The sequence below is a fragment of the Paenibacillus sp. 01T431 genome, assembly GCF_056398625.1.
In genome coordinates, this window is record NZ_JBFTPT010000003.1 from 131,721 (window position 1) to 156,303 (window position 24,583).

The window sequence follows — 24,583 nt, forward strand, 5'->3', positions numbered from 1 at the left end:
TATCATTTGAAATATTCCTCGCGCAAAAGACTGTAATAAGCGATGTCCTCATACACATCCCACTTTAGAAAATGCTGGCGGAAAGTGCCTTCGTATTGCATGCCATTTTTTTTCATAACGCTTGATGAGGCAGGATTTTTTGTCATGGCAGCTGCAACAATTTTATTAAGTGCAAGCTCCTCGAACCCAAACTGTAAAACTCGTTTGACGCCTTCCGTAACATACCCCTGATTCCAGTACCGTTTGCCTAACCAATAACCAAGCTCAGCTCTTTTATGATTATTATTTATTGTCATGCCGATGCTTCCCATAAACGTATGGTTTCCTTTATCGATCAGAGCAAATGTGTAGCTTGTCCCTTCTTGATCAATCTCAGCGCGACGGGCAATAAAGGCAGCAGCTCCGCCTTCTGGATAAGGATAAGGAATATTTAGAGTGGTGCTTGCAACATCAAAATCGTTTATTAGCTGCTGTAATTCCTCGGCATCTCCAGTCTCAAATGGTCTGAGTATTAATCTGTCGGTATGAAATACAGTCATAGCATGCACCTCCAAATTGTAAATTTAATTAAGTATAAAGAAAAATATGGAAGTTGCAAGGGTTTTTTATTGATTATTTAGAGCGATACAGCATTCGAAAGGCTTTTGGTTTCGTGCTCGTGTGTTTCGTGAAGCAGCGAACAAAATAAGGAAAGGAGCCGAAGCCTGTTTCTTCAGCTATTTTGCCGATAGGTTCATTCGTGTGGATAAGCAGCCGCTTCGCTTGCTCAATACGGTGGCGCGTGACGTACTCAAGGGGAGTGCACCCAAATGTTTTTTTCATACAAATCGCAATATAATTGGGGTGAAAATGCAGCTCCTCTGCCATTTTCTTATAACTAAGCGGGTCTTGATAGCTGCGCCGGAGGAACAGAGCGGTTGCTTCGGCAATTTGCAAATAAGGACTATCCACCGCCGATTGATTTTGATCCTGAAGCAGCTGGAGGAGGATGTGAAAAATTTGCTGCTGGGTCCACCGCGATTGGGCAGAGGGCTGCTCCTGCAGTTTCAGCAGCTCGCGTATTTTCTCTTCAATGGCATGAGGGACAAGCAGCCGCTTCTGCTTTGGAAGCTGGAAAGGGAAATACTCGATCGGAGCAAAGGGCTGCCCCTCCTGTGAAATGGAGAAAGGCAGCCGTTCATGTGATTCACTCCAATCACCGACCGTTTGAAAGTGCAGCCAATAAAAATGGGTTTCCTCGGTGCAGGGCATAGTCGTTCGATGAGAACGGTCAGGTCGAAAAATAGCATAATGGCCTGCCGAAATATTGAACTCCTGTCCTTCTTCCTCCATATATAAACTACCGCGTGTTACGTATATAAGATCGAATACGCCAATGTTTGAACGATCAGCATGTCTGCCAAGTATAGGATAAGTGTCCTCGCCGCCATGAATGAAATGAGGCATGGGGGGACAAATGAATTGTAACATTCAGGCTTCACTCCTTGCTTAGTCATTACGGGATAATCATATGCGATGATTGCAGTTTGAGTAAAGATGCGATAAAACAAAGATGTTGTGATTGGATAAAAAGTGGTTGAGATCAGCTATCCAATCGGGCAAGTCCAACATGGTATATTCGGTATGCATTCATCATGGCATGAAGGAGTGGTACAGAAGCATGGGACAATTACATGAAGCATTTGGGGCGCTGCCGCTTGGCAGCATTAAGGCGGAAGGCTGGCTGTATAATCAGCTTCGAATACAAGCGGATGGACTTACGGGTCATCTGGAGGAGCATTGGGCGGATGTAGGCCCGAACAATGGTTGGATAGGAGGGGGAGGAGAAAGCTGGGAGCGCGGTCCCTATTATTTGGACGGGCTGCTGCCGCTTGCGTATATACTGGGCGATGAGAAGCTGATCGCGAAAGCGAACCGTTGGATAGAATGGTCGCTCGCCAGCCAGCAGGAGAATGGTTTTTTTGGGCCTGCACATATTACGACGGTTAATAATGACCTGGATAAGAAGCAGGACTGGTGGCATTTCATGATTATGCTTAAGGTGATGATGCAATATGAGGAGGCAACGAGCGATGAACGAATCGTTCCATTCCTTAGCAAATTTTTCGGTTATGTAAGCTCGATTATCGAAGAGCAGCCTTTGCGCGGCTGGGCGAAGTCGCGCGGCTCCGAAATGCTGTTATGTATTTTATGGTTATATAAGAAGACGGAAGATGCCGAGCTGCTCAAGCTGGCTGATATTGTTGCCAGTCAAACACTGGATTGGACAGATATTTTCCATGACTTCCCGTTCTGGAGAAAAGTAGAGCAATGGGATTTTCGAACACATGTTGTAAATGTGGCGATGGGTATCAAGATGCCAGGCATCTTATATGAGCTGTATGGTGAGAGTGTTCAGCGTGATGCGGTTCATCGCGGCATAGACAGCTTAATGACTCATCATGGGCAAGCGCATGGCATGTTCTCCGGCGACGAATGGCTGTCGGGTACACATCCGAGCCAAGGGGTTGAGCTTTGCGCAGTCGTTGAGTATATGTATTCGATGGAGCAGCTTACTCGGATTTTTGGCGAAGGGCGATTCGGTGATATTTTGGAGAAGGTGGCGTTCAACGCGCTGCCAGCTACGATTTCCAAGGATTGGAGCGCGCATCAATATGATCAGCAGGTGAATCAAATTGTTTGCAATGTAGCGCCTAGAAATTGGAGCAATGGGCCAGATGCCAACCTATTTGGCTTAGAGCCTAATTTTGGCTGCTGTACATCAAATATGCATCAGGGATGGCCGAAGTTTGCTTCTCATCTGTGGATGACGGATGCAGCCGGAGGTTTGGCAGCGGTATCGTATGCTCCATGCCATGTCCAGACGTCAGTTGCAGACGGCGTTGCAGCTGAGGTGCGAGTAAGAGGACAATATCCGTTCCGTGATGAAGTGACGATAGAGCTAGTGCTTGAACGTTCCGCTACTTTTGCTATTTCGCTGCGTGTGCCGGAATGGTCCGTCAATTCGAGCCTGCTTGTGAACGGTGAAACTATTGTTTTAAACCCAGTAAAAGGTTACGCGCGAATTGAACGTGAATGGCAAGACGGAGATAAGCTACTGCTGAAGCTGCCTATGGAGGTTCGTACCGTTTCGCGCAATTTGTACGCAGTAAGCGTAGAACGTGGACCTCTAGTCTACGCTCTGCCGCTGGTGGAAAACTGGCAGCTGCTTAGGCCGCGTGAACGGTTTCATGACTGGGAAATATACCCGGGTTCTCCATGGAAGTATGGCCTGCTTGCGGACACCAGCTTTGAGGTAATGGTGAGCGAAGATGCGATTCCCTATCAGCCGTTTGATGCGGCTGCTGCGCCAATCCGCTTGAAAGCAAGCGGCAAGCTTGTTGCAGAATGGCGGATGGAAGGCAACAACGCGGGAACTCCGCCTCTCAATCCGGATACAGAGGGTCAGCCGGTGACTGAGCTGGAGCTGGTGCCATATGGCAGCGCGAAGCTGCGAATCGGTGAATTCCCGCTGCTTGGAGAGCGAAAGCCGGTTATTCGGAGATAAGCAAAGTGAGATCGAGCTTTACAACAAAATGGCGGTGCAGGAGTTGTTTCTGCACCGCCATTTTTCTATTAAGGCTATATTTTATACTTATTTCTCCATCATCATTTTTTCTTGAAAAACGCATTGAAAAGTTCAGCTGTTTTTTTCTGGTCAGGCGAGATAGAGAAAAGAACAAAATCTCCGTTGCGCAGGATTTGATAGTTTAAAGCTTGTTCGTATTGATCTTGCACATAGGTTTCGAATACTTTTTGCACAGCCTCGGCACGTTTCTTGAACAGAGCTTCAATGTCGGAAAAGTCTTTCTCTGACTTGAGCTGAACGACGGAAAACTCTCCAGCTTGAATCATTATCATCGGTTGATAGAAAATGCCGTCAATCAGCATCGTTTCCGGGTCTATGCCATAGCTGTCTTTTATTCGTTCGCCCTCAACTTCCGAAAGCGACCCAAGCCCTGCATCGGCTTTTATTTTGGCTGCGATATCAGCAACGGTGACCGCACCAGATGGATTGCCTGGATCTGGTTTCGTCGTCGGCTTCGGTGTAGGAGACGGCGTAGCAATCGGCAGGGTGGATGGCTTCGATGTAACCGTTGGTTTAATGATCGGCTTCTCGGTTGGTGTCTCAGTGTTTGGCTTCTCAGTCGGTACTGGAGAGGCTGGTTTCTTGGTCGGCTTTATGGTTGGCATAGGTTTAGCTGAGGCTGCAGGTTTCTTCGTTGGTTTCGCAGTCGCAGCAGGTTCATCAGTCTTTGCTGGTTGTTTAGTTGGTGCAGGTGTGGCCGTCTCTACAGCATCCGTTGGAGCTGTGGTGGCTGTCGGCGCTTCAGTAGTTATATCCTCAGTCGCAGTAGGGAGTGGTGCCTCGGTAGGCTTGTCCGTTGCGGTATTTCCACCTGATATTGAAGAACTGCTCTCATCATTATTTAATGGTTTGCCGGCGCTGCTGCAGGCAGCTGTAATGACCGTTATGAGTATAACCATGGATATGACGGAGAAGTATTTCGTTTTAAGCATAAACATCCAATTATCTCCTTTAATCATCGTTGTAAGTAAGACGCAGGGAAAGGCCAAAAGGTTGCTGTACGCTCATCTGCCGCTATTGCAGCTTACGTGCCTGCGAGGGGGTAATCCCTTTGTACTGCTTGTATAGCTTCGTAAAATAGTTCGGATTCTCACAGCCTACCTTTGCTGCAATTTCAGTAATCGTATCATTGCTTTCGCGCAGCAGCCGCTCGGCTTCGTTCATGCGATTGACATTGACATATTCGACGAAGGTGCGTCCTGTCAGCTTTTTGAACAGCTTGCAAAAATGATAGGGATTGAGGCTGACTTGCTTGGCGGCCTGCTCAATCGACATTTTTTCGCGAAAATCAGATTCAATACGCTGAATGAGCAGCTTGAAGCGGTCGCGATTGACAAAGTATGGTTCCGCCGGCATGCCTACCAGCTGACGCTCGATGAAAGTACGGGAAAGAAGCGTAAATAGAGCATACAGCTTTGATTTGACGATAAGCTGATAGGCTGGCGGTTTGGCAATCAGCTCGGTAATTGCTTCTTCCAGCAGCGAGTAATGCTGAAGACAGGACTCATCCTGCTCGGCCGGCTTTACGGGATAACGAAGCCTACCCTCCAAGTAAGGCGCAACAAACTGCGCATGCAGCGGATCATGCACCCAATCATTGAAGAGGGAAGCGTTGAAGACGATACAATCATAATAAATATTGTCGTAACCCAGTGCATAGCCGACATGAAGCCCGCCGCCTGGGATGAGCAGCACTTCTCCTGGCTTGACGACAAATGGACGGCTGTCGATATGGAAGAGAGCATTGCCTTCTCTCATGATGATAATCTCGAAATGCTCATGCCAGTGTAAATAAAGGAAACATTCATTTGGCGTTACATTATAGGCACGGTTTTGGAAGAGCTGAAATGGATACGCTTTTTGCTCTAGACGCGTATTTTCCCATAGCTCTTTCGGATAGCTCATCTACAGCACCTCCAACACAAGATTCGACTAGTATTGCGCAAGATTGTATAGAGAAATATGCAAAACTCCTAGTTATAATGAAGTTGTTGAGAATACTATAAGCCAATATTGGAGTGATATACAAGGATGAATAACAAATTGAGAATTGGAACGCTTGTCGGCGGAGGGAATGCGGATCAGATCATTCCACAAATCGTAAAGCACGGATTTGAATCGTTCAACTTAACTTTCTGGCAAACGACTGGTGAAACAGATCTTGTGGAGATGGCTAAACGGGTAAGAGCGCTCGCAGATGAACATGACTTTGTGGTTCCAGCTGTAAGCGTTTTCGGAAACCCGCTAACGGGAGAAGGAAACAACGCAGATACGCTTGCGAGCTGGGAGCGTCTGATTGATCATGCGCATCTGTTTGGAGCTGATATTGTATCTGGGTTCACAGGCCGCTTGACGAATCAACCGATTGACGAGTCCATTCCGAAATTCAAGGAAGTTTTCGGGGAGCTCACACGCAGAGCAGCGGATAAAGGTGTACGGATTGCTTTTGAAAACTGCGATATGGGCGGAACCTGGGCGACAGGCGATTGGAATATTGCCCATAACCCGGCAGCCTGGGAACTTATGTTTAATGCGGTGCCGCTGGACAACATCGGATTGGAATGGGAGCCTTGCCACCAAATGGTCAGCTTAATCGATCCGATTCCGCAGCTGCGCAAATGGGCGAATAAGGTGTTCCATGTGCATGGCAAAGATGCAACAATTGCATGGGATATCGTGAAGGAGCACGGGGTACACAGCAAACAGCAGTTTGTATGGCACCGTACACCTGGTTTTGGCGATACCAACTGGAAAGATATTATTACGATTTTGAGACAGAACGATTATAAAGGCACTATTGATATTGAGGGCTGGCATGATCCTGTTTATAAGGACGAGCTGGAAATGACGGGACAAGTACATGCGCTTAATTATTTGAAAAACTGCCGCGGCGGCGATTTTGTACCTAATCCGGTATAGAAAATAATAGAGTTCAAAAAAGGAGAGAATACAATGTCGATTAAGCATCGTGTAGTTATTGCCGGCTGCGGAGGCATGGCGAACACTTGGGTAGACTACGCCAAAGAACGGGAAGACACTGAAATTGTCGGGCTTGTTGATATTAAGGAAGAGTTTGCGCAAGCGATGGCTGAACGCAAGGGGCTTAATTGTCCAACTTTTACCGACATCAAAAAAGCGATCGCGGAGACAGATGCTACGATCGTATTCGATGTGACCATTCCTGCAAGCCATTATACAATCAGCACGACGGCTCTAGAGATGGGCTGCCATGTCTTCGGAGAAAAGCCGCTTGCAGAATCGATGGCTGATTGCAATGCAATCGTACGTATTGCTGCCACGTCGGACAGAACACATGCCGTAATGCAAAATCGCAGGTTTGACCCGCGCATTCGTGCATTTCGGCAATTGCTTGAGGATGGCACGATCGGCAAACCAGGTTTTGTAGGCGCAGACTTTTTTCTAGGCGCGCATTTTGGCGGGTTCCGCGATGCGATGGACAGCCCATTGCTGCTGGATATGGCGATTCATACCTTCGATCAGGCGAGATTTATTATTGGTGCTGATCCTGTTTCTGTCTATTGTCATGAATTTAATCCTCCAGGCTCTTGGTATGCAGGCAATGCCAACGCGATCAGTATCTTTGAGATGTCCGACGGCTCCGTATTTAATTATCGCGGATCTTGGTGCGCGGAGGGGGCGTCCACAACATGGGAGGCTACTTGGAGAGTAACTGGCGAGCATGGTACAGCGATTTGGGAAGGAGATAACAACCCATATGCCGAGATCGTGGTTAGCGGCGATCAGAGTGGGAAATTCATACGTGACTATAAACGAGTAGAATCCCAGCTTCCTGAAATGGAAAATACGCATCATAAAGGCTGTTTGGACAATATGTTCGCTTCGCTTGAGGCAGGCAGCAAGCCGGAAACGGATTGCAGCGACAATATTTATAGTATGGCGATGGTTCTGGCCTCACTTGAGAGTGCAAAAACCGGTCAAAAGGTACAAATTGCTGGTTTTATGGAAGCAGCCGCAGGCAAATAAATCATAGGTGAACAAAAGAGTGACTCCTAGCTGATGCAGCTGCGGGGTCGCTCTTTTATTTTGCATAAATGTCCGAATTCATTAAAAAAAGACCTATATTTCTAAATACGAACGATAGTCGTTTTTTCTACAATTGGAGGTGAAAACGGAAAGAGGTGAAGGACCATGGGCACCGATTATGTGCTGCATATGAAAGGAATTAGCAAATCGTTTCCTGGCGTCAAGGCGCTTTCAAATGTTGATTTTGGTCTCAGGAAAGGCGAGATCCATGCGCTCATGGGAGAGAACGGCGCAGGAAAATCGACGTTGATTAAAGTAGCGACCGGCGTGCACAAATGGGATGCTGGAGAGGTGTTGCTAGCTGGCAGGACGATAGCTCCAAAATCTCCGCTGGAAGCACAGCGGCTTGGCATAAGTACGGTATATCAAGAGGTCAATTTATGCCCAAATCTTAGCGTGGCTGAGAACATTTATATTGGTCGTCATCCAAGAAAACGCGGATTAATAGACTGGGAAAAAATGTACAACGACAGCGAGCGGCTGCTGGAGCGTCTAGACCTTGCGATTGATGTTAAGCAAACCTTATCGCATTATTCGGTCGCTATTCAGCAAATGGTAGCCATTGCGAGAGCTGTTGATATTTCGAACGGTATTCTGATATTGGATGAGCCTACGTCAAGCCTTGATGCGAATGAGGTTAAACAGCTGTTCAAAGTTATGCGCATTCTAAAGCAAGAGGGCATGGGCATCGTATTTGTTACTCATTTCCTAGACCAGGTATATGAAGTAACCGACCGGATTACGGTGCTGCGCAATGGGTTGCTCGTCGGCGAATACTTAACGAAGGATCTGACCAAAACAGAGCTTGTGTCCCATATGATTGGCAGGGAATGGAGCGTAGAAGAAGCAACAGGGAAAAAGGCAGTAGAGCGGACGGCTGGCGAAAACTTTTTGGAGGCCAGCTCGCTTGGCAAACGAGGCAGTATTAATCCTATCGATCTTCAGATCGGGAAAGGGGAGGTGCTTGGTCTTGCAGGACTTCTTGGCTCTGGCCGAACAGAAATTGCTAAGCTCATCTTTGGCATCGACAAAGCGGATGAAGGTAGCTTGACCATTGACGGCGAGCTTATTTCTTCGATGTATCCGCAGAAAGCTATTCAGAAAGGGCTTGGATTCACGCCAGAGGATCGCAAAGTAGCAGGCATTATAGGAGAGCTTACCATTCGTGAAAATATCGTCTTGGCGCTGCAAGCCCGTAAAGGCCTCTTCTCATTCATACCGCTGCGCAAGCAGAAGGAAATCGCCAATCATTACATTGATTTGCTAAAGATTAAAACGCCAAGCGCGGAGCAGAAGATTGAAAATCTAAGCGGCGGAAATCAGCAAAAGGTTATTTTGGCGAGGTGGCTTGCTACGCAGCCGAAGCTGCTTATTCTGGATGAGCCGACACGCGGAATCGATGTGGGTTCCAAGATGGAAATCCGCAAGCTCATTCTTGATTTGGCGGCTACAGGCATTTCGATCCTCATCATATCGGCGGAGCTTGAGGAAATTGTTCAATGCTGCAACCGGATTATCGTTTTACGCGATCGGATCAAGATCGGCGAGGTCGCCGGCGCAAGCATGCGCGAGAACATTATTATGGAAATGATTGCGAAGGGAGCGGAAATGTATGGCGGGTCTGACGGGATTGGCGCGTAGTTTAAGCAAGCAGAAAATCATTTGGCCGATTCTGGCACTCGCTGTATTGTTTCTTTTCAATTTGATCGTCATCCCTGATTTTTTTCGAATGGAATGGAAGGACGGTCATTTATTCGGCAATTTAATTGATATTTTGAAAAATGGATCGCCGCTCATCATTATTGCTATTGGCATGACTCTAGTCATTGCTAAAGAGGGAATTGATATATCCGTAGGATCAGTTCTCGCTATTTCGGGGGCTATCGCGGTATTTATGCTCGATGGTTATCCACTTTGGCTTGTCATTCTAGCGGGGGTATTTGCAGGATTATTATGCGGCTTATGGAATGGGATGCTCGTTGCGATGATTGGCATTCAGCCGATGGTGGCTACCTTAATTTTGCTGACGATTGGCCGAGGAATCGCTCAACTAATTACGAGCGGGCAAGTGCTTACGACTAACGATAAGGCGTATCAGTTTATTGGAAAAGGGCATTTGCTAGGGCTGCCATTTCCGCTGTTCATTGCGATGGCTGTATTTTTACTCGTATATCTATTCAAAACGCGTACCGCTTTCGGACTTTTTCTAGAGGCTGCCGGCGGCAATAAGACAGCGAGCAGCTATGCGGGTATACGTCCTAAAGTAATCTTCATGACCGCTTATACGATTACGGGCATTTGCGCAGGTATTGCTGGCATTATTATTAGCGCAAACGTAGCAAGTGCCGATGCGAACAATGCTGGACTGTGGATAGAGCTGGATGCTATTTTAGCTGTCGTAATTGGCGGAACCTCGATGCGTGGCGGACGCTTCTACCTTGGTGGAACGATCTTCGGAGCCTTGTTCATCCAAAGCTTAACGACGACGATTTATTCTTTGGGTGTCGAGCCTTCCAGCATTTTGCTCGTTAAAGCGGTTGTTGTTATTATCGTCTGCTTGATTCAATCCGACTTATTCCGGCAGTCATTCAAATTGGTGAAAAAGAAGGTGGCGGCATAATGAAGCTGATTTCTCTGAAAATTAGCCATAACAATATTATTGTATTGGCTACGCTGCTTCTTTTGTTTATTTTGTATGGATCAGGTGCTGCGCTTTACAAGGGCTTTTTCTCCATGCAAGTATTTTTGAATCTATTTATAGACAACGCCTATCTCATTATTGTGGCTACAGGCATGGCATTCGTCATTATTAAAGGCGGCATCGATTTATCCGTAGCTTCGGTCGTTGCGCTGATCAGCATGGTGTCGGCGTCACTCTTCCAGCATGGGGCAAACGCGCTTGTTGTAACGATCGTTGCTCTCGTCATTGGTACGCTGTTTGGGGCAGGGCAAGGGTATTTAATTCAGCGCTTTCAGCTGCATCCTTGGATTGTCACGCTGGCGGGAATGTTCCTCGCTAGAGGGATTAGCTTCCTCATCAGCACGGAGAGTATCGTTATTAGCAATTCGGTTTATGTGAAGCTCTCCCAATACAAAATTTATTTGTGGGGCGATCATTTTATAACGATTAGTGTCGTCATTGCGATTGCCGTTGTTATCGCTGCTCTCCTGATTGGGCGGTATTCCTCCTTTGGCAGGGCGGTGTATGCGATTGGCGGCAGTGAAAAGTCCGCTGTTTTGATGGGGCTGCCTGTTGCTCGAACGACGATTCTTGTATATACCTTAAGCGGTTTGTTCTCTGCAATTGGGGGCATCGTGTTTACACTCTATATGCTGTCGGGCTATTCGCTGCATTTGATGGGTATGGAAATGGATGCCATTGCGTCGTGCGTTATTGGCGGTATTTTGCTCACTGGCGGATTTGGTTATTTGATCGGGCCAACGCTCGGCGTGCTTTGTACAGGCATTATACAAACGATCATTATGTTTCAAGGGACGCTCAGCTCTTGGTGGACGAAGATTACTATTGGATTTTTATTGTTTCTTTTCATGGCTTTTCAACGAATTATTGTGATGAGAAAAGAAAAAAACGCTTTGCCAGCTTCCAAAAATAAACCGAAATTTGAAAATAAAGTCGTTAATTTGTAAATACAGAACATTTGCAACATTTGTATATTGAGAGTGTAGCCAATACAAGTTCGATAGGGAGGAAATAAGAATGAACAGAAAGAAACCGTTTATCGTCACGATGCTAGCTGCGATTATGCTGGTAGGCTTGATTGCCGGTTGTGGCAACAACAGCAATAATGGGGGCAACAAACCAGCAAGCGGAAATGCAACAAACAAGCCAACAGAGAATGCGGCAACGGAAGCACCACCGGAAGCGAACAAGAAGCTGGTTGTAGGATTCGCGCAAATCGGTGCGGAAAGCGGCTGGCGTGATGCTGAGACCGATTCGGTTAAAGCAACATTTAGCGAAGATCCGAACTTCGAGCTTAAATTCTCTGACGCACAGCAAAAGCAAGAAAACCAAATTAAAGCGATCCGTACGTTTATCGCCCAAAAAGTAGATGCCATTGGACTTGCGCCAGTCGTAGAATCAGGCTGGGAAACGGTATTGAAGGAAGCTAAAGATGCGAATATTCCAGTGTTTTTGCTAGACCGCGGCATTACAAAAGGCAATGAGGACTTGTATGTATCGTTTATCGGTTCCGACTTTATTCTCGAGGGTCAAAACGCAGCGAAATGGATGATCGATGAGTTTGGCGCTGGCGCTCAGGTCAACATCGTTCAATTGGAAGGCACAGTAGGTGCAAGCGCAGCGAATGACCGTAAAAAAGGATTCGAGGATGCGATTGCTGGCGAAGCCGGCTACAAAATCGTTTATTCCCAAACAGGCGATTTCACTCGCGCCAAAGGCAAAGAGGTCATGGAAGCTTATTTGAAAAAGGATAAAAACATCCAAGTTGTCTACGCACATAATGACGATATGGCGCTAGGCGCGATTCAAGCGATTGAAGAAGCGGGCTTGAAGCCAGGTACAGATATTAAAATTATAGGCGTTGACGGCATTAAAGCAGCTTTTGAAGCGATTGCAGAAGGTAAAATGAATGTAACTGTAGAATGTAATCCATTGCTGGGACCACAGCTGAAGCAAGCGATTCTCGATTACAAAGCTGGCACCACTCTCGAAAAATGGATTAAATCGGATGAGGACGTTTATTTCGGCCAAAAAGCAATCGATGCGCTGCCAAATCGCAAATATTAATCGTTATGGCAATTGAAGATAGGTAAATTACGAGACTGCAGAAGAGGAAAATCTCTTATGCAGTTTCGTTTTTCGCATTTCAAAGGAAATGATCACTATTTGATGAGGACGGATTGAATGTTTATGCTAAGCGGTTTATTTGCGAATCGTAGTATCCGTTTCAAGCTTTTATTTTATTTCGTCATCATTATTTTATTTTCAATCGCTGCGCTCAGCATTCTGGGCAGCACCTTATACAAAAATGCTATTGAAGAGGAAACGAACGCACATACGGTGCAAATGATGGATCAGGTAAAAAACCACATTGAAGTATACATAAAAGAAATGGATAACATTATTTATTATTTGTCGCAGGACGCGTCGGTCATCGAATTTATGAGAAGGTCGAATAACGAATCAGGGCAGCTGAAGCTGCTGGATTCTAAGGTGAGGAAACTTCAGAGGGTCTATATAGAGAAGCATGTAGAAATTGCGGGAGCAATGATTGTGAGCCGCAACAACCAATTCGCAAGCAGCGGCTTAGAGCCGATTACGAGAGATTTTATGACGGAAGAGCAGTGGTATAAGAAGGCAGCTCTTCAGCCGGAGCATATTCATTTGTTCAGCCATCCGATTGGGAGAAATATTAGAGCAGAGCAAAATTTAAGCGCCGATCAGGTGCTGTCATTCGTGCGGGCCGTAAAGGACCCGTTGACCGGCCAAGTGCTTGGCGTTATTTTGATCGATATGAAATTAGACATTATTCAGGCGATCGTAGAATCGGTATCGCTAGGGAAAAGCGGCTTTATTTTTATTATGGATGAGAATGGCGGTGTCGTGTATTCGCCAGTCAATCCGATTGTGTACCGCATTTCGGGCGATTGGATGGAGGGGCGCTCTGGCAAAGTCATTCGCCAAGTCAATGAGCTTGAATACCAGATGATCTATAATACCTTTCCAGAGTTTGATTGGCGAATCGTCGGCGTGTTTCCGCTTAAGGAGTCGCTTCAAGTCGTTGCGGACATTCAATTTTATACTGTTATTATTGCGCTGGTCACGCTGCTGCTGGCCTTTATGGCATCGTGGTATTTCACGAATGCGATCGTTCGTCCTGTTGGGAAGCTGCGCAGTTTAATGAAGAAGGTAGAAGAAGGCGAGCTTCATCTGCGCTTTCCTAGTAAAACGAAAGATGAGATCGGACAGCTGGGCAATAGCTTTAACCATATGGTGCAGGAAATTGATAATTTGATTCATCTCGTTTATTTGGAGCAAAGGGAGAAACGCGAGGCCGAGCTGAAAATATTGCAAGCGCAAATTAAACCCCATTTCCTCTATAACACGCTGGATACGATTCAGTGGATGGCACAGGACCGGGATGCCGATGATATCGTCGATATCGTTGTTGCCTTAACTCATCTCTTCCGAATCAGCCTTAGCAAAGGACGAGAGGTTATTCCGCTTAGCGACGAGATTCAGCATGTGGAGAGCTATTTGATTATTCAAATGGCCAGATATGAGGATAAGTTATCCTTCGAGATCGACATTCCGCAGGAGCTGCAGACGCTAAGCGTGCTCAAAATCATTTTGCAGCCGCTCGTCGAGAACGCGATTTATCATGGCATCAAAGAAAAGCTGGCTAAAGGCACGATTCGTATACATGGCTTTACAGAAGACAATAAGCTGGTTCTCGTCGTTGAAGATGACGGCGTTGGGTTTGAAGCGGAGCGGCTGATTCTGATGAATGAATCGTTTCATGCTATCCGGCAAAGCGGTGAGGATCGAGGTTATGGATTGTACAATGTGAATGAACGAATCAAGCTGTCATATGGCTCTGGTTATGGTCTTACCATTGAGAGCGAGCGGGGACAAGGCTCCAAAATCGTGGTAAAACTACCGTTAATGGTTGGATAACTTGAAATGGCTGGGGGTATGGAGATGTGGAAGCTGCTTATTGCGGATGATGAGCCGAAGATTCGCAGAGGATTAGCCAAGGTGCTTCCTTGGGAGGAGCTTGGCATAGAACTGGTAGGCGAAGCCGAGAACGGCTTGCAAGCGCTTGAGCTTGCGGAAGAGCGTAAGCCTGATATTTTGTTTGTTGATATTTGCATGCCATTTGTTGACGGGCTGGAGTTCATTGAGCGGCTGAGGCAAACGCTGGAACGCAGCATTGTCATTGTTATTTCAGGACATGATGAGTTTCGTTACGCACAGCAGGCCGTAAAGCTGCATGTATTTGAATATATGCTCAAGCCTGTAATGAAAAGCAAGCTGGAGACTGTTGTACGCAAAGCAATAAGCGAGCTTGAGCAGAAACGAGACAAGGAGCAAAAGCTGGAATGGATGGATCAGCAGCTCAAAACCAATTCCGTCGCGATTCGGGATACGTTTTTGTTGAAATGGCTGGAAGGCATTATTGCGCCTGAGGAAATTCATAATCAGACCGCCTTCCTAAGACTGGGCTGGGTAGATGCTGTCGGCATGATCGCCTTTAAGGTGATTCAAAACGTGGAATCCGGCAAGGCGATGCGCGTGTGGGACCGCGACCTTCTGGAGTTTGCTTTGAAAAACATTACAGAGGACCTGCTTGCTGGCAATGGAGCAGGCAATCATGTTGTGCTTAACGATAAGAAAGGCCAAATCATCGTCATGGGCTGTATAGAAAGCTATAACGAATGGCTCAAGTTAGGACAGAAAATTCAAGATAAAATGGAAGCGCTTCTTGAAAAAACGATTATTTTTGAGCAGCAGGCAGTGGAGAGTATCGAAGAGTTTCCGAAGCTGTACCGTACGTTGTCAAGAGAGCTTGGCAGCAAAGGCAGCTTGTCTCCGATCGTTATTTTGACGAAAAAATTTATTGATCGTAATTTCTACATGCCTTCGCTGACGCTTGGCGATGTCGCTGAAGGTGTGCAGGTGAGTCCTACTTATTTAAGCAAGCAGCTGAAGCGGGAGCTTGGCCTTTCATTTATCGATTATTTGACGGAGGTTCGAATTCGGAAAGCGATTCAATTGATGAGCGATCCCTTGTTCAAAGTGTATGAAATTGCGGAGAAGGTAGGGTATAGCAGCCAGCATTATTTCAGCAGCGCCTTTAAGAAGGTGACTGGAACCTCGCCGATGGTCTATAAGAAAGGGATACGTTCATGATTGGAAGAAAGGCAGCAGGTTTTCTTATCCTTTGCTTGATTTTTGTGGCTTTGGTAGTATGGACGCGGGCATGCGTAATGAACGAGAAGATAGTGAAAAATGACAGCGGATACAATTATTTGATCGGGGTGTCCCAGCCCAATTTGAGCGAGCCTTGGCGCGTGGCCATGAATGAGGAAATTCAGCAGGAGGTCAGCAGGCACTCGGATATGCGGGTCATCTTCACCGATGCCGCGCAAAGCAGCGAGCAGCAGGCGAAGGATGTGAAGAAGCTGGTTGGATATGGCGTCGATCTGCTCATCATATCGCTTGATGATCCAGTAGCTCTCACACAAACGGTAAGCTCCGTTTACGAGAATATTCCTGTTATCGTGCTCGGAAGAGGCGTGACAGGGTATGATTATACGCTTTATGTCGGTACGGACGATGAAATGATCGGCAGAAAAGCTGGCGAATTTGCAATGGAAACGCTGGGTGAGTCGGGCGGTAAAATTATTGAAATGCAAGGGCTGGCCGGTTCACCGACCGTTGAAGAACGCAGCAATGGATTTCGAGAAGCGATTCATAATTCCAAGCTTAGCATCGTGCAGACGATGAATGCGGATTGGCAGCGCGATCGAGCGGAGGATCTGCTAACGGATTGGTTAAAGGATCAACCCGAGGTTGACTTAATCTTTGCCCATAATGAAGCCATGGCGTTAGGCGCATATCGTGCAGTACAGAAGCTTGATAGGAATGATATTAATATTATTGGCATCGATGGCGTCAATTCTGAAAACGGCAGCCTGCAGCTCGTCTCGGAGAACAAGCTGACAGGCACTTTTACAAGCCCCCCTGGCGGCAAGGAAGCGATTCGTTATGCGGTCGATATATTGAATAAAGAAAAGGGAATTCCCAAAAAGGTTATTTTGCGCAGTCAGAAAATAACGAATCAACTGGAGGGGAAGGGTGAGCCGCGCGTTACGCATTCACCAGCGCCAACGCTCCAAGAGGCACAATCTCCGATTGTATTAGGGTTTGCACAGGTAGGTACGGAAAGCGGCTGGCGAATCGCAAATACAAAGTCGGTGATTAATGCGGCAAAGGAAGCAGGCGTGGAGCTGCTCTATGAGAATGCGGAGCAGTCGCAGGATAAACAAATTGAACTGATTCGGCAGTTTATAAACAAAAAGGTGGATGTGATCGCCTTCTCACCGAAGACGGAGACCGGCTGGGAAGAAGTATTGAAGGAGGCGAAGGAGGCAGGAATTCCAGTCATACTGTCTGATCGTGAAGTGAACGTAAGCGATGATACGCTGTGGACAGCTTACATCGGTTCAGATTTTCGCGAGGAGGGCAGAAGGGCGGCAAGATGGTTGATTCAAGAGGGAGAGGAAGGACGAAGCTATCAATTCGTCGAGCTGCAAGGAACAGCGCACTCTGCGCCAGCTGTTGGGCGTATGCAAGGGTTCAAGGAGGTTATCCAAACCGATAAAAACTTCACCTTGCTTGAATCATTGCAAGGCGACTTTACGAAGAAGAAGGGCAAAGAGCTGATGGCGGCGGCGCTGAAAAGGCATGGCTCTGCGATAAACGTCGTTTATTCCCATAATGATGATATGGCTTTAGGCGCTATTGAGGCCATTGAGGATTTTGGCTTGCGGCCGGGTAAGGACATTACGATCATCTCTGTTGATGCAACAAAGTCAGCTCTAAAAGCTTTAAGTATCGGAAAGCTTAACTTTGCAGTTGAATGCAACGCGCTGCTTGGTCCTCAGCTCATGAAGGCTGTTAAGGATTTGTCAGAGGGCAAAGAGCTTCCGATGAAGATTATTACTGCGGAAGGCGTTTTTACGCAGGAATCTGCCAAAATGGCGCTAGCAAGCCGTGAATATTAATAGAAGGAGAGACTGTTAAAGTTGACAAGGTATGCCATCAAGAGCAGAATAAAAATATTACACTACGAAATGAGGCATAGCCCATGTCAAACCTTATTGATAGAGTGCAAAAGCTAGCAGCAGGCTTTGATGAAGAAACGTTGCGAGCGATTGAAATAAACCCTTTGCTTGTCGAAGCGGGTGCCCTTCAAGCGGTAGCTCCATATATAAAGGAAAAGCAGTATAGTCAGGTTGTTATTGCTGCGGATGCGATTACATACAGCATTGCTGGGAAACAACTTGAGGAAGCCATTGCAGCGCAAGGTGTTTCTGTTCATGTGACGATCATAAAGGCGGACCGTCAAGGCGATGTCATTGCGGATGAAGCATCGATCGTGCAGCTCTTATTGGACATTCAACTGCGCAAAGCACAGGTAGTCATTGCAGCAGGCTCGGGAACGATACATGATATTTCTCGTTATGCCGCTTATACAGCGGGCATTCCCTTTGTATCTGTTCCGACTGCGCCATCTGTTGACGGCTTCAATTCCAAAGGAGCGCCGATTATAATTCGCGGCGAGAAGAAGACGATCGCGGCCATTGGCCCCGATGCGATATTTGCTGATTTGGAAATCCTCGCAGCGGCGCCAGCAGTCATGGTAGCTGCTGGTTTTGGCGATATGCTGGGAAAATATACATCGTTATTTGATTGGAGCTTTGGCGCAGCTGAAGGCGGTGAGCCCTATTCAGAAGAGGTTGCTGAAATTACGCGTATTGCACTTAACAAATGTGTAGAGAATGCTTCTTTAATTGCTACCCGGGACCAGCAAGGCATTCGCATACTTATTGAAGCGCTTATTGAGTCCGGCCTTGCCATGCTCTTATTCGGTCAATCGCATTCGGCGTCCGGATCAGAGCATCATTTGTCGCATTTCTGGGAAATGGAATATATTCGCCTTGGCAAAAGGCAGCTGCTGCACGGTGCAAAGGTTGGCGTAGCCTGCGCGGAAATTTCCAAGCTATATCACCAGCTTGCTGCTGAAGAAGAAGGTCTAGCTTTTACAGCTAATCCTGAGAAGGTACGGGAGTCCATTGCCGCACTTCCGGATGAAGCCCAAATTAGAGCGTGGCTAAAGCAGGTTGGCGGTCCGACAACGACGGAGGAGCTCGGGGTCGATACGGAGCTGCTCACGGCAAGTTTGCAGAAAGCCCATCTCGTTAGGCCAAACAGATATACGTTACTAAGCGTGTATAATTCCATTTAAGCAAAAAACGGCTCCATCCTTTGAAACAAGGATGGAGCCGTTATTATTTTGGAGTGATTTAATTTAGAAGTTGAAATTATCTGGATCTGGGCCAAAACGGTGATCTTGGTTAAGCGCGCTGATTTGAGCCATTTCCTCAGACGTTAGCGTGAAATCGAAAATATCTCCATTTTCTTTAATGCGTGCCGGAGTAATCGATTTTGGTATCGTAACGACCTCGTTTTGCAGATCCCAACGAAGCACCACTTGAGCAGGCGATTTGCCGTATTTGGCAGCAATATCAGCGAGCACGCTTTGATCCAGGTTTCCTTGCATAAGCGGGCTCCAAGCCATTAGCTGAATGCTGCGGCTCTTGGCAAAAGCGTGAAGCTCCGTTTGTGTAAGAAGCGGGTGGTATTCCACTTGATTGACCATAGGAACAAATTCACCTGCTGTAATGACATCCTGTAGATGATGGATTTGGAAGTTGCTCACGCCAATTGCACGTACATAACCGTCACGGTAAAGCTTTTCAAGCGCGCGCCAAGTTTCCAAGTACTTATCCTTTACAGGCCAGTGGATGAGCAATAGATCAACAACTTCAATGCCAAGTTTCCGTCTGCTGTCTTCAAAGGCAGTCAGCGTGGAATCGTAGCCTTGATGAGCATTCCAAATTTTTGTCGTTACAAAAATTTCGTCGCGCGCGATCCCGCTGTTGCGAATACCAGCGCCAACACCCTCTTCATTATTGTAAGCTGCTGCTGTATCGATGCTTCTATAACCAGCTTCAATCGCAGAGGCGACCGTTCTTTCCGCTTCGCCATCATCTTTCACTTTCCATACGCCAAGACCAAGCCAAGGCATTTTTACACCGTTACTTAATGTGGTATGTGCTGTTAGGGCATGAGTCATTTATCGTAACCTCCAGTTAAAGTGATAATTCCAAAATAGCTTTAACATCTTGTTTTTCCAAACGCTTGAATGAACCAATCGTGCCATAACGTACAGCTTCCTCAGCCATGCGATCCAGTTTGTCGCTTCCGATCTCGAAGTCGGCAAGACGTGACTCAGCACCAATTTTCGTGAAGAAATCACGAGTGGCTTGAATGCCTTCAAGAGCGATTTCGTTGTCTGATTTTCCTTCTGGATTCACATTCCATACACGAGTTGCATATTGAACGAAACGATCCACCCGCTCTTCATAAACGTACTTCATCCAGTTCGGGAAAATAACAGCCAAGCCTGCGCCGTGCGGAATATCGTAAATGGCGCTCACTTCATGCTCAATGCCGTGCGAAGCCCAGTCATTGCTCATGCCAACGCTGATAAGACCGCCATTCAAAGCCATCGTACCACACCACATAAGGTTCGCGCGAGCAGCCGCATCCTCAGGGTTTGCAAGAGCTAGCTCAACATTCTCAATTACCGTTTGCAAAATGGACTCGCAGAAGCGCTCCTGCAGCGGAGTATTTGGCGTTAAGCTGAAATATTGCTCGAACACATGTGACATGATGTCCACAGCGCCGTTAACGGTATGGTTGCGAGGAACCGTGTACGTAAGCGTAGGATCGAGAATCGAGAACGCCGGATACGTATGCGAGCTGCCAAAAGCACGCTTTAAGTTTTCTTCCCAGTTCGTAACGACCGAAGAGCCGTTCATTTCCGAACCTGTTGCAGCCAGTGTCAAAATCGTACCAAGCGGAAGCGCTTTTTGAATAACAGCTTTGCCTGTAAAGAAATCCCATACATCGCCTTCATAAGGAACACCTGCAGCGATAGCTTTGGCTGCATCAATAACGCTGCCTCCGCCAACGGCTAGAATGAAATCAACGCCTTCCGCGCGGCAAATGTCGATCCCTTTTTTGACGGTAGTTAAACGCGGGTTTGGTTCAATATTAGGAAGCTCGTGCACTTTGATGCCAGCTTCTTGAAGAAGGCTTACGGTTTGATCGTACAAGCCTGTTTTTTTGACGCTGCCTGATCCGTAAACGAGCAGGACCGTTTTGCCGTATTTGGAGGTTAATTGGCCTACTTGCTTGGCTGTACCTTCACCAAACACAATATGAGTTGGATTAACGAATTGAAATGAGTTCATCTTAATTCCTCCTAAAACTATTTAGATAACTAAAAAGGTAACTAAATATCTTTTGAGTTATGTATACGCCGTTTATTTTAGTGAATTCTACTCCATAAGTCAAGGTGGAGCAGGGAAGTGTTGAAAGGATAACTTTTTAGTTATATAATGATTTGAAATTAGCTAGAGACAGGGGAAGCAGCAATGGAAATTGAAGTGAGCAGCCGCAATATGAAGTTTCTTGAATGCTTCTCATCACACACACGGGTCAAAATGATTGAATTGCTAGGCGTGCAGCCTATGAATATAAAAAGCTTATCCGAGGCGCTAGATATAAAGTCTCCTATCGTTACAAGACATATTCATATGCTGGAGGAAGCCGGCATTGTTCGCAGCGAAAGCGTGGCGGGCAAGCGCGGCATGCAAAAGATATGCCATCTCCAGCTGTCGCAGGCGATGTTGGTTTTTAAGAGTGAACCCGTCACGGACGAAACGAAGCGTTACTCGGTTTCACTTCCCGTGGGACATTATTCATCGTACCAAATTAAACCAACCTGTGGACTGGCATCCGATACTCAAATGATCGGGATGTGCGATGATCCACGTTATTTTGCCGATCCAGAGCATGTCCATGCCAAAGTCTTATGGTTCGGTTCAGGATTTGTGGAATACCGTATACCTAATTATATGGTGAATAACGAAATGCCAGAGTCGCTCGAAATTGCGATGGAGATCTGTTCGGACACGCCTTGCAGCGTCAACCACCTGCCATCGGATATTGCTTTTACGATTAACGGTGTCGGTGTTGGAACGTGGACGTATCCAGGCGATTTTGGAAGCTCACGAGGGTTGTATACTCCCGAGTGGTGGCATAAAAATATTCAGTATGGATTTATGAAAACGATTCGCGTCAATCAGCAAGGATCTTACATTGACGGGATAAAAGTATCTGATGTTACGATTGGCGAGCTAATGCTCGCTTATGACAAAGAAATTTTATTCCGCATCTCATCCAGCACAACGACGAGAAATTGCGGCGGCGTTACGCTGTTTGGCAAAGGATTCGGGAATTATAACCAAGATATTGAAGTGACGCTGCGCTGCCAGTAAGGCATGCTGCGTAGTGTATATAATGAAGAGATGCCCCTTTAGGTTTTTTACAACCTTGAGGGGCATCTTTTTTTGTTTGTCCACTAAGTACATGCTTGCTGCCCGTAACTGTGGGAATAGCTTGTTTAGTCAAAAAAATAAAAAGAAAACGACAAATATACATTTTTGTTTGTGTTTGAAATAATCGTATTCAAACAGAAACAAATGTGATATGATCGATTCAAACAAATACAAAACATCATTCGGAGGTATATCCATGGTACAAAGTTTGTGGGAAAACGAAAAAGCATCGCAGTTGGAAGGCGGATTGGCTGAGCTCGTATATCGCTCCAACATCATTGGTGCAGATCGCAGAGTTTGCAATTACGGCGGCGGCAATACGTCTAGCAAAACAATCGTAAAAGATTTCCGCGGTCGCGACGTTGAAGTGATGTATGTGAAGGGCAGCGGTTCGGATCTTGCTTCTATGAAAGCAGGCAATTTTACTGGACTGCGGATGGATGATATCCGTCCATTATTTGAACGTGCTGAAATGCCGGACGAAGAGATGGTTGCTTACCTTGTCAACTGCATGATCGATTCGAAGCACCCGCGTGCGTCAATTGAAACGCTATTGCATGCTTTTCTTCCATTCAAACATGTGGATCATACACATCCCGATTCTATTATTAGCTTGTGCTGTGCGGATAACGGCAAAGCGCTTGCGAAGGAAATTTTCGGCGACCGTTTCGTCTGGGTTCCTTATGTACGTCCAGGCTTCAATCTCTCCAAAATGATTGCCGATGGTGTTCTTGCCAATCCAAATGCCGAGCTAGTGCTGATGGAAAAGCACGGCCTTGTTACTTGGGGCGAGACAAGCGAGGAATGTTACGCACAAACGATCAAAATCATTTCCGAGGCAGAGGCATTCATTGAATCTCGTTTTGACGAGGCTTCGTTGTTTGGCGGCGTGAAATACGAGGTGCTCGAAGCCGATGTTCGCAAAAGCGTAGCTGCACAGGTTATGCCTACAATTCGCGGCGCAGTGAGCGATGCGAAGAAGATGATTTTGACATTTGACGATGAAGCGGATGTGCTTGCATTCGTAAGCGGGAATAATTCTCCAACATTATCGCAGGTCGGCGCTGCATGCCCGGATCATTTGGTGCATACGAAGGTTGTTCCATTGTTTATTGACTGGAAGCCAAATGCAGAGGATATCGATGGTTTGAAGGCGAAACTATCAGAAGGAATCGCTGCATACAAAGAGCAATATAAAGCTTATTTTGAACGCAACAAAAATGAAGGCGACGTCATGTTTGAAGCAGCGCCTCGCGTAATTCTAATTCCGGGTATCGGTATGATCAACACCGGCAAGAGCTGGGCGATGGCACAAGTGAGCGGAGCGCTATACCACCGTGCGATTGCCGTGATGCGCGGCGCAACAGCATTAGGTGATTTCGTATCGCTTAGCGAGAACGAGTCGTACAACGTGGAATACTGGCCATTAGAGCTATACAAATTGTCTCTTGCTCCAGCTGAAACGGAATTTTCACGCAAGGTTGCTTTCATTACAGGCGGCGCTGGCGGTATCGGAAGTGAAACAGCACGCCGTTTAGTATCAGAGGGTGCGCATGTTGTGCTTGCAGATCTTAATCTTGAAGGCGCGCAAAAGGTTGCCTCAGAGATTAACGAGAAATTTGGCGAATGCCGAGCAACAGCAGTGAAAATGGATGTAACGAGCGAAGAGCAGGTCAAAACTGCTTATGCAGAGACAGCACTTGCTTACGGCGGCGTGGACATTATCGTAAACAACGCTGGTCTTGCGACTTCAAGCCCATTCGATGAGACATCGCTTAAGGAATGGAATTTGAATATGAATGTGCTTGGAACAGGTTATTTCCTGGTCGCTCGCGAAGCGTTTAAATTAATGAAGCAGCAATGCATTGGCGGCAACATGGTGTTCATCGGATCGAAAAACTCTGTGTACGCGGGTAAAAATGCATCAGCTTATAGCTCAGCCAAGGCGCTTGAAGCTCATTTGGCACGCTGCATCGCAGCTGAGGGCGGCGAATTCGGCATTCGTGTAAATACGATTTTGCCGGATGCGATTTTGCAGGGGTCGGCGATTTGGAACGGCAGCTGGCGCAATGAACGTGCAGCGGCTTATGGCATTGAGCCAGATCAGCTGGAAGAATACTACCGCAAGCGCACGACGCTGCTCGTCAACATTTATCCGCGCGACATCGCAGAGGGCATTGCATTTTTTGCCTCCTCCAAAGCAGATAAAACGACAGGCTGTATGTTAACTATTGACGGCGGCGTACCCGCTGCATTCACCCGTTAGGAGGTTAGGCGATATGATCCAAGGGAGAGGCGAGAAATCTTGGTATATACCGGATGGTTATATACCGCCAGACAGCACGGGAACGCTTACCAGCCATGAATCGATATGCGTGTTGAATTGCTCCACCGAAGAAGCCATTATTCATATTACGATTTATTTTGAGGATCGCGAGCCGATGGAAGATATTCAAGTTGTTGTTCCTGGCAGACGAACAAACCATATACGCACCAGCACATTAATGAAGGAAGGGGCGTCGATTCCAATCGGCGTTCCTTACGCCATTGAGGTGCTGAGCAATATTCCAATCATTGTACAATACAGCAGATTAGATTCGACGCAGGCAGAGAATACGTTGATGTCTACGATGGCTTTTCCAATCAAATAGG

At 46.7% G+C, this 24,583-nt stretch carries 20 protein-coding genes; 14 read left to right on the plus strand and 6 right to left on the minus strand.

Features of this window, described 5'->3' with window-relative positions; all coding sequences use genetic code 11:
* Positions 1–2 precede the first annotated feature (2 nt).
* The gene (locus AC1DM9_RS05620; protein ID WP_477550000.1) at positions 3–539 is read right to left on the minus strand and encodes a GNAT family N-acetyltransferase; all 537 of its coding nucleotides are present in this window, start codon (positions 537–539) and stop codon (positions 3–5) included.
* Positions 540–612: 73 nt separating this feature from the next.
* Positions 613–1,470, minus strand: a complete 858-nt coding sequence (locus AC1DM9_RS05625) for a helix-turn-helix transcriptional regulator (protein ID WP_339203667.1) — start codon at positions 1,468–1,470, stop codon at positions 613–615.
* A 190-nt stretch (positions 1,471–1,660) separates the two neighbouring features.
* Between AC1DM9_RS05625 and AC1DM9_RS05630 the strand changes: the two genes are divergently transcribed.
* Positions 1,661–3,547 (plus strand): beta-L-arabinofuranosidase domain-containing protein, encoded by a 1,887-nt coding sequence (locus tag AC1DM9_RS05630; protein WP_477578997.1) that lies wholly within the window; start codon positions 1,661–1,663, stop codon positions 3,545–3,547.
* Positions 3,548–3,648: 101 nt separating this feature from the next.
* Here the strand turns inward: AC1DM9_RS05630 and AC1DM9_RS05635 are convergent, their stop codons facing one another.
* Positions 3,649–4,566 (minus strand): DUF4358 domain-containing protein, encoded by a 918-nt coding sequence (locus AC1DM9_RS05635; protein WP_477550003.1) that lies wholly within the window; start codon positions 4,564–4,566, stop codon positions 3,649–3,651.
* Positions 4,567–4,642: 76 nt separating this feature from the next.
* Positions 4,643–5,533: a helix-turn-helix transcriptional regulator gene (locus AC1DM9_RS05640; RefSeq protein ID WP_076266735.1), complete on the minus strand. Its 891-nt coding sequence runs from the start codon at positions 5,531–5,533 to the stop codon at positions 4,643–4,645.
* A 126-nt stretch (positions 5,534–5,659) separates the two neighbouring features.
* Between AC1DM9_RS05640 and AC1DM9_RS05645 the strand changes: the two genes are divergently transcribed.
* The 10 genes from AC1DM9_RS05645 to AC1DM9_RS05690 all read left to right on the plus strand — a co-directional run bounded on the left by AC1DM9_RS05645 (position 5,660) and on the right by AC1DM9_RS05690 (position 18,708).
* On the plus strand, positions 5,660–6,547 hold the full coding sequence (locus tag AC1DM9_RS05645; RefSeq protein ID WP_339203663.1) for a sugar phosphate isomerase/epimerase family protein: 888 nt from the start codon (positions 5,660–5,662) through the stop codon (positions 6,545–6,547).
* Between the two features lie 33 nt (positions 6,548–6,580).
* The gene (locus AC1DM9_RS05650; protein ID WP_477578999.1) at positions 6,581–7,633 is read left to right on the plus strand and encodes a Gfo/Idh/MocA family protein; all 1,053 of its coding nucleotides are present in this window, start codon (positions 6,581–6,583) and stop codon (positions 7,631–7,633) included.
* 165 nt (positions 7,634–7,798) lie between these two features.
* Positions 7,799–9,334, plus strand: coding sequence for a sugar ABC transporter ATP-binding protein (locus AC1DM9_RS05655; RefSeq protein WP_477579001.1), 1,536 nt, complete (start codon positions 7,799–7,801; stop codon positions 9,332–9,334).
* Positions 9,306–10,313 (plus strand): ABC transporter permease, encoded by a 1,008-nt coding sequence (locus tag AC1DM9_RS05660; RefSeq protein ID WP_441881494.1) that lies wholly within the window; start codon positions 9,306–9,308, stop codon positions 10,311–10,313. Before AC1DM9_RS05655 ends, AC1DM9_RS05660 begins: the two co-directional genes overlap by 29 nt.
* A complete protein-coding gene (gene yjfF, locus AC1DM9_RS05665; protein ID WP_076266740.1) occupies positions 10,313–11,341 on the plus strand; it encodes a galactofuranose ABC transporter, permease protein YjfF in 1,029 nt (342 codons plus the stop codon). Before AC1DM9_RS05660 ends, yjfF begins: the two co-directional genes overlap by 1 nt.
* Before the next feature lie 70 nt (positions 11,342–11,411).
* Positions 11,412–12,461 carry an ABC transporter substrate-binding protein gene (locus AC1DM9_RS05670; RefSeq protein ID WP_441881490.1) on the plus strand — a complete coding sequence of 350 codons (1,050 nt, stop codon included), beginning with the start codon at positions 11,412–11,414 and terminating at the stop codon, positions 12,459–12,461.
* Between the two features lie 117 nt (positions 12,462–12,578).
* The gene (locus AC1DM9_RS05675) at positions 12,579–14,351 is read left to right on the plus strand and encodes a cache domain-containing sensor histidine kinase (protein ID WP_441881488.1); all 1,773 of its coding nucleotides are present in this window, start codon (positions 12,579–12,581) and stop codon (positions 14,349–14,351) included.
* Positions 14,352–14,375: 24 nt separating this feature from the next.
* Positions 14,376–15,587: a response regulator transcription factor gene (locus tag AC1DM9_RS05680; protein WP_441881485.1), complete on the plus strand. Its 1,212-nt coding sequence runs from the start codon at positions 14,376–14,378 to the stop codon at positions 15,585–15,587.
* Positions 15,584–17,464 carry a substrate-binding domain-containing protein gene (locus AC1DM9_RS05685; protein WP_477579004.1) on the plus strand — a complete coding sequence of 627 codons (1,881 nt, stop codon included), beginning with the start codon at positions 15,584–15,586 and terminating at the stop codon, positions 17,462–17,464. Before AC1DM9_RS05680 ends, AC1DM9_RS05685 begins: the two co-directional genes overlap by 4 nt.
* Before the next feature lie 83 nt (positions 17,465–17,547).
* A complete protein-coding gene (locus AC1DM9_RS05690; protein ID WP_477579006.1) occupies positions 17,548–18,708 on the plus strand; it encodes a sn-glycerol-1-phosphate dehydrogenase in 1,161 nt (386 codons plus the stop codon).
* Between the two features lie 63 nt (positions 18,709–18,771).
* On the opposite strand, the gene AC1DM9_RS05695 is transcribed toward AC1DM9_RS05690, so the two are convergent.
* Both AC1DM9_RS05695 and AC1DM9_RS05700 read right to left on the minus strand, forming a co-directional pair.
* Positions 18,772–19,599, minus strand: coding sequence for an aldo/keto reductase (locus AC1DM9_RS05695; RefSeq protein WP_441881476.1), 828 nt, complete (start codon positions 19,597–19,599; stop codon positions 18,772–18,774).
* A 16-nt stretch (positions 19,600–19,615) separates the two neighbouring features.
* Complete coding sequence (locus tag AC1DM9_RS05700) at positions 19,616–20,782, minus strand: iron-containing alcohol dehydrogenase (protein ID WP_477550009.1); 1,167 nt, start codon at positions 20,780–20,782, stop codon at positions 19,616–19,618.
* Positions 20,783–20,965: 183 nt separating this feature from the next.
* Here AC1DM9_RS05700 and AC1DM9_RS05705 point away from each other — a divergent pair, with 183 nt between their 5' ends.
* The 3 genes from AC1DM9_RS05705 (at position 20,966) to AC1DM9_RS05715 (ending at position 24,582) form a co-directional block, all read left to right on the plus strand.
* A complete protein-coding gene (locus AC1DM9_RS05705; RefSeq protein WP_076266748.1) occupies positions 20,966–21,871 on the plus strand; it encodes an ArsR/SmtB family transcription factor in 906 nt (301 codons plus the stop codon).
* A gap of 256 nt (positions 21,872–22,127) precedes the next feature.
* Positions 22,128–24,197 (plus strand): bifunctional aldolase/short-chain dehydrogenase, encoded by a 2,070-nt coding sequence (locus AC1DM9_RS05710; RefSeq protein WP_477579009.1) that lies wholly within the window; start codon positions 22,128–22,130, stop codon positions 24,195–24,197.
* A 13-nt stretch (positions 24,198–24,210) separates the two neighbouring features.
* A complete protein-coding gene (locus AC1DM9_RS05715) occupies positions 24,211–24,582 on the plus strand; it encodes a sensory rhodopsin transducer (protein ID WP_477511317.1) in 372 nt (123 codons plus the stop codon).
* Position 24,583: the final 1 nt, after the last annotated feature.